This is a genomic window from Pedobacter psychrotolerans, from assembly GCF_004340665.1.
GTDB classification, from domain to species: Bacteria; Bacteroidota; Bacteroidia; order Sphingobacteriales; family Sphingobacteriaceae; genus Pedobacter; species Pedobacter psychrotolerans.
In genome coordinates, this window is the sequence record NZ_SLWO01000001.1 from 107,562 (window position 1) to 120,483 (window position 12,922).

Annotated in this window: 12 protein-coding genes; all 12 read right to left on the bottom strand. The window is 37.6% G+C overall.

The genetic code is table 11. The features are described 5' to 3' along the window. Positions 1-36 precede the first annotated feature (36 nt). Complete coding sequence (locus tag EV200_RS00470; protein ID WP_132528870.1) at positions 37-723, bottom strand: class I SAM-dependent methyltransferase; 687 nt, start codon at positions 721-723, stop codon at positions 37-39. 82 nt (positions 724-805) lie between these two features. After that, positions 806-1,099 (bottom strand): antibiotic biosynthesis monooxygenase family protein, encoded by a 294-nt coding sequence (locus EV200_RS00475; protein ID WP_132528871.1) that lies wholly within the window; start codon positions 1,097-1,099, stop codon positions 806-808. An 84-nt stretch (positions 1,100-1,183) separates the two neighbouring features. Further along, the gene (leuC, locus tag EV200_RS00480) at positions 1,184-2,590 is read right to left on the bottom strand and encodes a 3-isopropylmalate dehydratase large subunit (RefSeq protein WP_132528872.1); all 1,407 of its coding nucleotides are present in this window, start codon (positions 2,588-2,590) and stop codon (positions 1,184-1,186) included. A gap of 56 nt (positions 2,591-2,646) precedes the next feature. Then, entirely contained in the window at positions 2,647-4,128 is a 1,482-nt protein-coding gene (gene ilvC / locus EV200_RS00485; RefSeq protein WP_132528873.1) for a ketol-acid reductoisomerase, read from the bottom strand. A 47-nt stretch (positions 4,129-4,175) separates the two neighbouring features. Continuing rightward, entirely contained in the window at positions 4,176-4,637 is a 462-nt protein-coding gene (locus EV200_RS00490) for a DinB family protein (RefSeq protein WP_132528874.1), read from the bottom strand. Between the two features lie 116 nt (positions 4,638-4,753). Beyond that, the gene (gene ilvN, locus EV200_RS00495) at positions 4,754-5,392 is read right to left on the bottom strand and encodes an acetolactate synthase small subunit (RefSeq protein WP_132528875.1); all 639 of its coding nucleotides are present in this window, start codon (positions 5,390-5,392) and stop codon (positions 4,754-4,756) included. A gap of 135 nt (positions 5,393-5,527) precedes the next feature. Then, positions 5,528-7,279, bottom strand: coding sequence for a biosynthetic-type acetolactate synthase large subunit (gene ilvB, locus EV200_RS00500; RefSeq protein ID WP_132528876.1), 1,752 nt, complete (start codon positions 7,277-7,279; stop codon positions 5,528-5,530). Between the two features lie 21 nt (positions 7,280-7,300). Next, positions 7,301-7,858 (bottom strand): ORF6N domain-containing protein, encoded by a 558-nt coding sequence (locus EV200_RS00505; protein WP_132528877.1) that lies wholly within the window; start codon positions 7,856-7,858, stop codon positions 7,301-7,303. A gap of 74 nt (positions 7,859-7,932) precedes the next feature. Next, on the bottom strand, positions 7,933-9,615 hold the full coding sequence (gene ilvD, locus EV200_RS00510) for a dihydroxy-acid dehydratase (RefSeq protein WP_132528878.1): 1,683 nt from the start codon (positions 9,613-9,615) through the stop codon (positions 7,933-7,935). A gap of 51 nt (positions 9,616-9,666) precedes the next feature. Then, positions 9,667-10,245: an O-methyltransferase gene (locus tag EV200_RS00515; protein WP_132528879.1), complete on the bottom strand. Its 579-nt coding sequence runs from the start codon at positions 10,243-10,245 to the stop codon at positions 9,667-9,669. A 71-nt stretch (positions 10,246-10,316) separates the two neighbouring features. Further along, the gene (ilvE, locus tag EV200_RS00520) at positions 10,317-11,207 is read right to left on the bottom strand and encodes a branched-chain-amino-acid transaminase (protein WP_132528880.1); all 891 of its coding nucleotides are present in this window, start codon (positions 11,205-11,207) and stop codon (positions 10,317-10,319) included. Between the two features lie 557 nt (positions 11,208-11,764). Next, entirely contained in the window at positions 11,765-12,907 is a 1,143-nt protein-coding gene (locus tag EV200_RS00525; protein ID WP_132528881.1) for a clostripain-related cysteine peptidase, read from the bottom strand. Between the last annotated feature and the right edge of the window lie 15 nt (positions 12,908-12,922).

The following is a 12,922-nucleotide window of genomic DNA, read 5'->3' on the forward strand; positions in this document are numbered from 1 at the left end:
AGGTATCAAGACCTATATCCCGCGCTATTGTAATGTTTATTTATTTGCGGCAAAAACTACAAAATTGTAATACTGATAATAGCAATTTGCATTTTGTAGTCCTGCATTTTCCAACCATTCTAATTGAGGTTTCAAAGGCGCCATGATGTCAACTTTGATTCGCTCGAAGGCACTATGTTTTTCCTCTTCTGTTAAATTCGGATTCTGTGCCACATGATTTTTCCAGTTTTCGGTATAAATCTTTTCTGCTAAATCTGTTCCACCTAAAACCTGGTCGGCATTGATAAACCAGCCTCCAGATTTTAGCGTTTTAGCAATTTTGATAAAAAGTTGTTGCTTCAATTCATCTGGCAGATGGTGGATGGCCAATCCTGAAACAACCAAATCGTAATGGTTTTCAGGTAGATCAACCGTAGCAAAGTCTGCATTTAAAAAGTTGATGTTCTCATTTCCTTCGAAACGTTCTTCTGCTTTTTTAAGCATGGCTGAAGAAATATCCACTAATGTTATTTTGGCCTCGGGATATTTCTCATGGAAAAAAGCACTCATCAGTCCTGTTCCTGCACCTACATCTAAAATGTTTTTTACAATGCTAACTTCTTCTGATAGGGTCAAAGCCGTTTTATAAAAATCATTGAAACAAGGGATAAGGAACTGCCTTTGCCAGTCGTACTTTTCGGAGACCGCATTGAACTGGTTTTGTATTTCTTGTAATGTTTCCATTTTGTTTATCGCTTAAGTTTATTAAGTTTTTGTCCGTCAACATGACGGGTGCTGTTAGGTTTGTCGAAAATAATTTCTAACATCATTTCTCAACTGCTACATAGTGCTCAACAATTGGAAAAGGCTCATAAAAATGATGTAATAATTTTTTCCAATCCTGGTATTCTGCCGAACTTCTAAAACCCTTGGTATGTGACTCTAAAGTTTCCCAATTTACCAGCAGAATATACTTGTCAGCTTCTTCAATGCATTTCTTTAGTTGATGAGAAATGTAACCATCCATCAATGAAATGATTTTTTCAGCCTTGATAAAAGCTTTTTCAAAATCAGCTGATAACCCAGCTTTTACATTTAATATCGCAACTTCTAAAATCATATATTTTGAAAGTTGTCATTCTGAGGAACGAAGAATCTTTTTCTTAGGTTGCAGATGCTTCCTTCATCAGCATGACAGTTATCTTCAAACCTTCTCCAGCAAATCCCTTACATCCGTAATCACGCCTGTTACAGCAGCAGCAGCAGCCGTAAGTGGACTGGCCAATAATGTGCGGGCATTTTGTCCTTGTCTACCTTCAAAGTTTCTGTTTGATGTAGAAACACAATACTTACCTGCCGGGATTTTGTCTTCGTTCATACCTAAACATGCACTGCAACCCGGTTCACGTAACTGAAAGCCAGCTGCTTCAAAAATCCTGTCCAAACCTTCACTCTTGGCTTGTTGCTCTACTTGTTTTGAACCTGGAACAATCCAAACGGTTACATTATCGGCTTTGCGTTTATCTTTAACGAAATCAGCCACTTCGCGTAAATCTTCAATGCGAGAATTGGTACAACTTCCGATGAAAACATAATCAACTGGTTTACCAATTAAAGATGCATCATCATCAAAACCCATGTAATCCAGCGCCTTTTGATACGAAAGTTTTTCTTTTTCTGGCTGAGCGTTGGTTGCCGGGATATGTTCCTGGATGCCCATTCCCATTCCTGGGTTGGTTCCATAAGTAATCATTGGGGCAATATCTGCTGCGTTAAAAGTCAGCACGCTATCGAATTTTGCATCAGCATCACTGTACAAAGTTTTCCAGTAGGCTAATGATTTATCCCATTCTTCGCCTGCGGGAGCAAATTCTCTTCCCTTAATGTAATCGAATGTAGTTTGATCTGGTGCGATTAATCCTCCTCTGGCACCCATTTCAATACTCATGTTGCAAATCGTCATGCGGGCTTCCATACTTAAAGCCTCAATTGCCGAACCTGCGTATTCGATGAAATAACCTGTTCCACCAGCTGCAGAAATTTGAGCGATGATGTACAGAATGATATCTTTTGCACCAACACCTTTTTCCAATTCACCATTCACCTCAATTTTCATGGTTTTTGGCTTCGATTGCAATAGACATTGTGTTGCGAAAACCTGCTCTACCTGTGAGGTCCCTATACCGAAAGCAATTGCGCCAAATGCGCCATGCGTAGAGGTATGACTATCACCGCAAACCATCGTTTTTCCGGGTAAGGTAATGCCTAACTCTGGTCCAATGACGTGAACAATGCCTTGAAACGGATGACCTAAGCCATATAATTCAATTCCAAATTCTGCACAATTTTTAGTGAGCATATCCACCTGATAGCGGGAAAGCTCCTCTTTAATGGGTTGTAACTGGTTTAAAGTCGGTACGTTATGATCGGCAGTTGCCACCGTTTGCTGCGGACGAAAAACAGGCAATACTCTTTTTCGTAGACCATCAAAAGCCTGTGGTGATGTTACTTCATGAATTAAGTGCGTATCAATATATAAAATATCAGGAAATCCTTCTTCGCTCTTAACGACGTGTGCATCCCAAATTTTCTCGACTAATGTTTTTGACATTTTATTATGTTTTGTAAACCTTATAGGTTTTTAAAACCTATAAGGTTTGAGTTTTATTATGCAGTTTTAATGGCCTTCATCGCAGTCATTGCCTTGCGTAAAGTAGCGCCAATTTGTTCTACTTCGTGTGAGCGGATGGCCTCATTCACATCAATTAATTTTCTGTTATCAACAGCGCCATCTTTACCTTCGTTAAAGTTTTTACCTACTAGATCGGTATCCACTTTTTTCATGAAATCAGCCAATAATGGTTTACAAGCCTGATCGAATAAATAACAACCGTATTCTGCGGTATCAGAAATCACTCGGTTCATTTCGAATAATTTCTTACGGGCAATGGTATTGGCAATAAGTGGTGTTTCGTGTAACGACTCATAATAAGCAGATTCTGGTTTGATCCCTGCTTGAACCATGGTTTCGAAAGCCAATTCAACTCCTGCACGTACAAAGGATACCATTAAAGTATAGTGATCGAAATATTCCTGCTCACCGATTTTAACATCGCCAGCCGGTGTTTTTTCGAAGGCTGTTTCACCTGTTTCTGCTCTCCACTTTAATAAATTTTTATCTCCGGCAGCCCAGTCTTCCATCATGGTGCGACTAAATTCACCACTCATGATATCATCTTGGTGTTTTTGGAACAAAGGACGCATGATGTCTTTCAGTTCTTCTGAAATTTCGAAAGCTTTGATTTTAGCTACATTGCTCAAACGGTCCATCATTGCAGTAATTCCACCTTGTTTTAATGCTTCAGTAATTACCTCAACGCCATACTGAACCAATTTAGAAGCATAACCTGCATCGATACCTTTTTCCACCATTTTATCGAAAGATAGGATGGATCCAGTTTGCAACAATCCGCAAAGGATAGTTTGCTCACCCATTAAATCTGATTTAACTTCAGCAACGAAAGATGATTTTAATACACCTGCTCTATGACCGCCTGTACCAACGCAATATGCTTTAGCCTGTGCCAAACCTTTACCTTGCGGATCATTTTCAGGGTGTACAGCAATTAAAGTTGGTACGCCAAAACCACGAACATATTCTGCTCTCACCTCACTGCCTGGGCATTTAGGAGCAACCATGATCACGGTTAAATCTTTACGGATCTGCATGCCTTCTTCCACGATGTTGAAGCCGTGTGAGTATAACAATGTTGCGCCTTCTTTCATTAGGGGCATAATTGCATTTACGACAGCTGTATGTTGTTTATCAGGTGTAAGGTTAATTACTACATCAGCATTTGGAATTAATTCTTCGTAAGTACCAACCTTAAAGTTGTTTTCAGTTGCATTTTTCCACGAATCTCTCTTGCCTTCAATAGCTTCTTTGCGCAACGTGTAGCTTACATCTAAACCACTATCTCTTAAATTTAAACCTTGGTTTAAGCCTTGCGCACCGCAACCAACAATTACCAGTTTTTTCCCTTTTAGAGCACTAACGCCATCTAAAAATTCGTTGCTGTCCATGAAATCGCAAACACCAAGTTGGTTTAATTTTTCTCTAAGAGGTAATGTGTTAAAATAATTTGACATCGTTTTTATTGGTTAATTTCTATTTATTATCGGTTTATGTTTTATTCCTATATCAGTTTTTTCAGTGCCAAAGCGTAACCGAAATGTACATTATCATGTCCAACTGTTGTGGTCAACACTTCTTCAATGCTTTTTAATTCTACACCATAAGTTGCAGTTGTAAAAGGAGTAATATTGGAGAAGCTACCATTGGAGTAATCCTCTTTTATCTTTTCAATGCTTGCTAATGCCAGCGCTTTCAGTTCTGCAACTTCATCTGCAGTTACAGTGTAAGTCGGACGGGTATCTTTTTTATAAAACTCATTAAATTTTACTGTACTCGCATCTTCCAAAATCCCTGTACGCACGTAGCAAAGCGTTTGTGTACTCACCACGATGTGGCCGAAGTTCCAAATGATGTTGTTGTTAAATCCATCTGGAATTTTATTCAATTGTTCGATAGATAAGCTTTCTACCAACTGAATAAATGCTTTGCGTGAGTTGATTATAAAATTAAATACTTCGTTCATTGTTGTTTCTTTTAGGTCATTGCAAGTCTGGATTTGTGTGAGCCGAAGCAATCTTATTATGGTTGATCTTAAAGATTCCTTCGTCGTTCCTCCTCGCAATGACGATTTTATTATGGTTACATGGTGAAAATTTTCTCTCCCTTATCAAGGAACTCATTTTCTACCAACTCTTCTCCTGGTTCAAAAGCTTCAAATTCTTTTAACTTTTCGTGGAAGCCCGCACTGTCTTTAATAATCGCTACTCTTGCAGATCTTACAAATTCAATCAGTTCGTAAGGTTCTAAGGCTTTCACCAAAGCATCCGTTTCTTCTCTATGACCAGTAACTGCAAAAACTGTATAATCTTTACGGATTACCACAGCACTTGCACCATATTGTCTCAACAAACGCTCAACTGTAACTTTCTCTGCAATTTCATCTGTAGATACTTTGTATAGTGCCAATTCCTGCCAGATAATTTCTTCGTTGGTATTAAAATAAACCTTTAATACTTCGATTTGCTTTTCAATCTGACGGGCTAATTTTCTCACCACTTCATAACTTTCAGTAATCACAATATTAAAACGGTGAATTCCATCAATTTCTGATGGAGAAGTATTCAAACTTTCGATATTAATTTTTCTTTTGGAGAAAATAATTGCAATCCTGTTTAATAAACCGATCCGATTTTCAGCATATACGGTGATGGTATATTCTTGCTTTCCGTCCAAGTCGGCTTTATCTATTGTATGTTGTATTGTGTTTTCAGTACTCATGATAATTTCTTTATGTGTTGCCGTCATTTCGACCTTGTGGAGAAAGTCTTTGTTCAAAGTTCTCTCCGTTTCGCTGCGCTCCAGTCGAGATGACGATTGCGCCAAGCTTTTTACTTTAGTCTTTTCGCTTTATTCTTATTTAAGTCTAATCTCACTCACACTCATTCCTTGAGGAACCATAGGAAAAACGTTATTTTCTCTTCCAACCATTACTTCTAGCAGATAAGAACCTTCGTGATTAATCATCGTTTCTAAAGCTTTTCTTAAGTTAGCACGTTCATCAACTTTATCAGCCTCAATATAATATGCTTTAGCTAATGCCACAAAATCAGGACTGGTGATGTTCACAAATGAATAACGTTTATCGTGAAATAATTGTTGCCATTGGCGAACCATTCCTAAGAAGCGGTTGTTCAAAATCAGGATTTTTACGGCTGCTCCAAATTGCATAATGGTACCCAGTTCCTGTGGGGTCATTTGGAAGCCACCATCACCAATAATGGCAATTACCGTTTTATCCGGAGCGCCATATTTAGCACCAATTGCGGCTGGTAAACCAAAACCCATTGTGCCTAAGCCACCAGAAGTAATATTGCTACGGGTATTGTTGAATTTCGCGTAACGGCATGCCACCATCTGGTGCTGACCAACATCAGTTACAATTACAGCATCTCCGCCACAAATCTCATTGATATTACGCAATACTTCGCCCATTGTCATTTCATCACTCGTTGGGTAAAGTTCCGGCGTGATCACCTGATCAATTTCCTGCTGGTTATAATCTTTGAATTTAGCTAACCATTCTTCGTGTTTATTTTCAGTAACCAGGTTGGTTAATAATGGTAGCGTTTCTTTGCAATCTCCCCAAACACCAACATCTGCTTTCACATTTTTATCAATTTCTGCAGGATCAATATCCAGATGGATGATCTTCGCCTGTTTTGCATATTTATCTAAACGACCCGTTACGCGGTCATCGAAACGCATCCCAATAGCGATTAAGACATCACATTCATTGGTTAAAACATTTGGTCCGTAATTACCATGCATTCCTAACATTCCAACATTTAACGGGTGGGAAGTTGGGATTGCACTTTCACCTAAAATCGTCCATGCAGCAGGAATGCCACTTTTCTCTATGAATGTCTTAAATTCTTTTTCTGCATTTCCTAAAACAACACCTTGCCCGAATAACACGAACGGTTTTTTAGCTGAATTAATTAATGTTGCAGCTTGCTCTATATATTCTACCCTAACTTTTGGTTTTGGGCGATAAGAGCGGATATGGTTGCACTTTACATATTCCGGAAATTCTTCAATTTGCAACTGTGCATTTTTGGTGATATCAATCAAAACAGGGCCTGGTCTGCCGCTTTTGGCAATATAAAAAGCCTTTGCTAATACCTCCTGAATTTCATTGGCATCAGTAACCTGATAATTCCATTTGGTAACTGGTGTCGTGATGTTGATTACATCCGTTTCCTGAAAAGCATCTGTTCCTAATAAATGTGCGAAAACCTGCCCAGTGATACAAACAAGAGGCGTACTGTCAATTTGGGCATCGGCTAAACCAGTTACCAAATTAGTTGCACCCGGTCCGCTGGTTGCAAAACAAACGCCGACTTTGCCGCTTGCCCTGGCAAAACCTTGAGCTGCATGAATACCACCTTGTTCATGGCGGACTAAAATATGTTGCAATTTCTCTGCGTAATCGTAAAGTGCATCATAAATTGGCATGATTGCTCCACCAGGATAGCCGAAAATGGTAGTTACGCCTTCTTCAATCAGTCCATTCAACAAAACCTGAGAGCCTGTTCCTTTGAATAAGGTTTTTGAGGTTTCTGCTTTTGCCTCGGGTTGTGGTATTGTATCTTGTGCAGTTTCCATAATTATGTTTTTGCGGTTCTATTATTCTTTAATTTTAAACCCAATTCTATTTCTGTCTTTCCACTTCAATTGGGCTATTTTTTCATCAAGCAAATTGTCCATTGCATCATAAAGCTCATTCAGTTGAACATCATGTTCCCCAATCCGTTCTTTAATTTCGATGAGGTGTTCGTTGATGTTACTTTGTTTAAGCAAAATCCGCCTTATATCTACAAAGGCTCTCATGATCGCGATGTTCATGTTTATCGCCTTATCACTTTTCAAAGCACCACTTAGCATTGCTACGCCTTGTTCTGTGAAAGCATAAGGCATCTTTCTAGTGCCACCCCAACTTGAAGTCACAATTTGTGACTTCAAGTTGGGGCTATTTGTCGTCGCAATTTGCGACCGGATATTTTCCCATTCAAACGAAGTTAATTGAAACATAAAATCTTCAGGAAAACGATTTATATTACGTTTTACTGCTTGATTCAATACTTTTGTTTCCACTTCATAAAGAGATGCCAGATCAAAATCTAACATTACTCTTTCATCCCTGATTGTATAAATTCTACTTTCAATGCTCTTGATAATTTGCATGTTGTATTCATTTTAATATCAATTTTAGTCGGGATGACTATTTGTTTTTACCTTCCCATTAAAGGGTAAAGAGGTTAATACTCGTCAGTTACACAGCCACTTGCCGCGTCTGAAACTGTTTTAGCATATTTATATAAAACTCCTTTTGTTACTTTCAGCTCAGGCTGAACATATTTTTTTCTTCGCTCGGCGATCACTTCTTCACTTACCTGCAAACTGATGATGTTGTTTACTGCATCAATCAAAATGCGATCTTCATCTTCAACCAGGCCAATTAAGCCTCCTTTGTAAGATTCTGGTGTGATGTGACCCACCACAAAACCGTGTGTGCCTCCAGAAAAACGTCCATCAGTAATCAATGCTACCGATTTACCTAAACCTGCTCCAATAATTGCCGATGTTGGTTTTAGCATCTCTGGCATACCTGGTGCGCCAACTGGCCCGGAGTTTTTAATTACGATAACATCTCCTGGTTGAACACGACCACTGGAAATGCCTGCAATTAAATCATGTTCACCATCAAATACGCGTGCCGGACCTTCAAATTTTTCTCCTTCTTTGCCACTGATTTTGGCAACAGAACCCTTTTCTGCCAGGTTTCCATAAAGAATCTGTAAATGGCCAGTCGCTTTGATTGGTTCATTTAACTTTTGAATGATTTTCTGATCATAATCCATGATTGATTTTACATCAGCCAGGTTTTCAGCCATCGTTTTGCCGGTTACCGTTAAACAGTCTCCATGAAGCAAACCTTCATTCAATAAATATTTAAGTACCGCTGGAATGCCACCATATTGATGTAAATCTTGCATTAAGTATTTTCCGCTTGGTTTAAAATCAGCTAAAACAGGTGTTACATCACTCATTTTCTGGAAATCATCCTGAGTGATTTCCACGCCGATTGCTTTACCCATTGCAATAAAATGTAATACGGCATTGGTACTTCCACCCAATATGATGATTGAACGAATGGCATTTTCAAATGCTTTTCTCGTCATGATATCAGATGGTTTGATATCTTTTTCTAATAAAATTTTAATGTACTTACCGGCATCCAAACATTCTTGTTTTTTCTCCGGACTTATCGCCGGGTTAGAAGAGGAGTAAGGTAAACTCATACCCAAAGCTTCAATTGCTGAAGCCATCGTATTGGCAGTGTACATCCCTCCACATGCTCCTGCACCAGGACAAGTATGTTTAATGATGCCTTGATAATCTTCTTCTGAAAGATTGCCGCAGATTTTTTGTCCTAAAGCTTCAAAAGCAGAAACAATATTTAATTCCTCTCCTTTATAATGTCCGGGAGCAATTGTACCTCCGTAAATCATAATGGACGGGCGATCCAAACGGGCCATCGCCATAATTGCGCCAGGCATATTTTTATCACAACCGGGGATAGAAATAATGCCATCGTAATATTGTCCGCCGCAAATGGTTTCAATGCTATCTGCGATTACATCGCGACTAACCAAAGAGTAACGCATCCCATCGGTACCATTGCTCATCCCATCACTTACACCAATAGTATTGAAAACCAAGCCCACTAAATCATTTTTCCAAACTCCGGCTTTAACATCTTTTGCAAGGTCGTTAAGGTGCATGTTGCAGGTGTTACCATCGTAACCCATACTTGCAATACCAACCTGTGCTTTTGCCATATCTGCATCAGTTAAACCGATTCCGTAAAGCATGGCTTGCGCCGCAGGTTGTGTAGGGTCTTGTGTAAATGTTTTACTGTACTTATTTAATTCGCTCATTGTTTAAAATGTATATTCTAGTTCTGTTAGTTATATTATTTTAAAGTTTTATTACTTCTTTACTCCGATTACAATTCCTGTTGCCCAAACTTGTTTGGTTAAGTACAAATCTTCATGAGATTCTAATTCTTTAATTAATCTGATCGCCTTTTCGTGATGTCCTTCAGGCCAATTGGGCTGAGGCAGCATATCATCAATAATATAAAGGCCTCCTGTATTAAGCATAGCGATAGCTTCATCTAAAAGCAAATATTTGCCATGCCAGGTATCAGCAAAAATGTAATCAAACTTTTTATCTTTATTTTTTTCGATCCATTCACCACCATCAGTTGAAACTAAATTCAAGCGATCATCATTTCCTAAATGCTTTTCAGCAATTTTTAAAAACTTATCTTCTACATCAATCGAGGTCAATGTAGATTTTTCATCCATTCCATCCAATATCCAGGAAGTAGATAAACCCGTTCCGGTTCCTAACTCTAGAAAATTACTGGATGGTTTAGTGGCGGCAAGCGTTCTAAGCAATGAGCAGGTTAACACATCAGATGCCATGTCAAAGCCAGATGCTTTGGTTGCACTATCTATGTTAAGATAGGCTACAGGGAATTGCTGGTTAATCTCGTTGGTCATTTGCTTTTACTGCTTTGGCAATTTTATTTATTCATGTCACTGTTTTCGGATTCTTGACTTTCAACTCCTGACTATATAATTACTTCATAATTTACTTTCTCAAGCACAAGATTTTTATATGCACGTTGTATGGTATACCCGATAGATTCTCTCCATGAACTACGGAACACAATATCATCAACGGAGGCAATACCTGCAACTTCAGTAGCTGTTCCACATAAGAAGGCACTGTCTGCATGTCTTAAATCCTCAACTGTCAATTTTTTTTCTATACATTCAATATCAAGCACCGTACATAATTCTTTAACAGTTGCCCTTGTTATTCCTGGTAAAATGTTTCCTGGTGATGGTGTGTAAAGTTTTCCATCTTTTTCTAAAAAAATATTAGCACCCGATGCTTCAGCAATAAATCCATGCATATCTAAAAGTAAAGCTTCATCATAACCTTTAATGTTTGCAGCGGTAGTGGCCAAAATGGAATTTACATAGTTTCCGCTCAATTTAGCTTCCATTGGAGTCGACTTTGGATTTGGCCTTTCGTAATCTGAAATGGTTAATTTTAATAGTTTATTTCCAGAATAAGCATCCCAATCCCAAGCACAAATTAAAATGGATACTCCACTTGGTTCATTCAGTTTCATATTCGGATGGCAAAAAACCAATGGACGGATATAGGCGTCTTTAAGTTTATTTAGGGTTAGTAACTTATAAGTTTCTTTAATGAGTTCCTGTTTATCCCATGGAAATGGAATATTAGCCAGCTGGCAAGAACGCTCTAAACGGTCAAAGTGGGCAGCTGCTTTAAAAATGCGGTTACCATTGTGGGTTTTATAGGCTCTTATACCTTCAAAAGCAGCATAGCCATAATGTAGCGACTGTCCATATAAATCAGTACTGCTATCTACAGCTTTCTCAAACCGTCCATCAAGGTAAATAATTGTATTAGAATTGTAGTATTTCATAATACCATGTTTTGTTATTTAAAAAAAGCGTCCTGTTTGTATCAGGACGCTTTAAGTATATTTAGTTTTTATAATCTAATTAAAAGCTGTCCGTTTTCTTCGTTAGAAAAATATTTAGAAGTAGCAGGTTCAGAATAATGACAGGTAACAATACAACATTTACAGCAAAATTTGCAGTAGTGTTATGTAAAAAAGTATTGCTTTGAATTGCCATAGTTTTCTGTTTCTTTATAAATACCAATTTAGTTTTTGGTCTACTAATAAACAAGAGAAATAGAAAAAAAATGAAATCAGAATATAATTCTATTATTTTTTGATAATATAAAATATAATTCTTTTTAAATTGAATAATACTGATATGCTGCGGGTAGGTGTAGACTAAATATCAAAACGGTATACGGTCTGTTTGTTATGCTAGCATTGTAATTTTTGGATTTTTCTGCTTAAAAACCTTTTTACATCTTGATAATTTGAAAATGAAGTTCATCATTCAAAGATTTTCATTCCTTTCTTTGATCCTAGGAATTTAGTCTATGCATACCTTTTAACCTTGAATATTATTTTTCAAAAAGAATATTAAAACCACTGGCAGTATACCATTGTAACCTTTTATAATAGGTTAAATTGATATCATTATAATAAGGTATGTAACAAGTAATACCAGAAAAAGCTTTTATTGGCTTGCCAAGGAAATTTGGAGTTGCAGCTTGGTATAAAATAACTTTTTTCAACTGACTATATATACTCCTCAATTCTTGCTGTTGCCAATTGTGATCTAAGAAATCACCATAATCGTAATTCGCTACAGGAAATCCTAAGGTAAAATCTAGCCGCTGAATATTGGTAGTAGTAAATTGATCACCATAAACCTTTGTTCTAATCATAAGTGATTTCATCTCACTAGCCAACTGAGGCAATTGACTTGTTTTAATCAGTGAAACTGTTGCGGATTGGCGATCATCGGTGTAACTATTGTAATAGTCATAGTAAGCTTGTGCAACATCTTTCAACTGATCGGAGCCTTTAAAAAGAAATGGAGTAATATATTGGTAGGGAAAACTTTCTGCAATTGTTTCAGCAGGGGAGGCAATAATATAATTAGCTTTATCTTTAAATTCATAAAGCACTTCAACACCACCCATTGAGCACGCATCAAAAATAAGAAATTCCAGATTGTTTGGTAATGCGTTTTTTAAATCGATAATATCCATTTCCTCGCCATTATCGCGTCCAAATGATTTTGTTTTAACAATAGCAGATGATGGTGGTGCCCAAGAGGTAGCATGCGACCAAAGAACCAATCCATAGGTTTCTGCAGGATATTCTTTTTGAGCATTGCTCACTACATCTTTTAGAAATTCCGGGTCGGATGTTGCACTACTTTGATAAGTTTTTACTGTATCGCTGGTTATTCTGTTTTCATCCGGATCATATTTTATTTTTAATAAGTATGATCGAACGCTGCTCGTTTTAATGTATACCAGTAAAATTCCATCAATATCTTTTGCTCCTTTTTCCATTCTATTAATACTGGTCAGCGCTTCGTAACGCAAGTCATTATTAGCCTCCATATAAACTAATACCATCTTCTTCACCCTTATCTTATCAGGAAGAACATCATCATTTTTCTTACAGGAAATATTTAGGAGGGTTGCAGTAATCAGTAACGATATTAAGAGCAAGCGATTTGCGGTAATCATAAGTGTTTATTATCT

Excerpts from the sequence above, each read along its gene's own strand:
- EV200_RS00515 (WP_132528879.1), bottom strand. The coding sequence starts at position 10,245 with ATGACCAACGAGATTAACCAGCAATTCCCTGTAGCCTATCTTAACATA.
- EV200_RS00525 (WP_132528881.1), bottom strand. The coding sequence starts at position 12,907 with ATGATTACCGCAAATCGCTTGCTCTTAATATCGTTACTGATTACTGCA.
- EV200_RS00505 (WP_132528877.1), bottom strand. The coding sequence starts at position 7,858 with ATGCAAATTATCAAGAGCATTGAAAGTAGAATTTATACAATCAGGGAT.
- EV200_RS00475 (WP_132528871.1), bottom strand. The coding sequence starts at position 1,099 with ATGATTTTAGAAGTTGCGATATTAAATGTAAAAGCTGGGTTATCAGCT.
- ilvD (WP_132528878.1), bottom strand. The coding sequence starts at position 9,615 with ATGAGCGAATTAAATAAGTACAGTAAAACATTTACACAAGACCCTACA.
- EV200_RS00490 (WP_132528874.1), bottom strand. The coding sequence starts at position 4,637 with ATGAACGAAGTATTTAATTTTATAATCAACTCACGCAAAGCATTTATT.
- ilvC (WP_132528873.1), bottom strand. The coding sequence starts at position 4,128 with ATGTCAAATTATTTTAACACATTACCTCTTAGAGAAAAATTAAACCAA.
- EV200_RS00470 (WP_132528870.1), bottom strand. The coding sequence starts at position 723 with ATGGAAACATTACAAGAAATACAAAACCAGTTCAATGCGGTCTCCGAA.
- ilvB (WP_132528876.1), bottom strand. The coding sequence starts at position 7,279 with ATGGAAACTGCACAAGATACAATACCACAACCCGAGGCAAAAGCAGAA.
- ilvE (WP_132528880.1), bottom strand. The coding sequence starts at position 11,207 with ATGAAATACTACAATTCTAATACAATTATTTACCTTGATGGACGGTTT.
- leuC (WP_132528872.1), bottom strand. The coding sequence starts at position 2,590 with ATGTCAAAAACATTAGTCGAGAAAATTTGGGATGCACACGTCGTTAAG.
- ilvN (WP_132528875.1), bottom strand. The coding sequence starts at position 5,392 with ATGAGTACTGAAAACACAATACAACATACAATAGATAAAGCCGACTTG.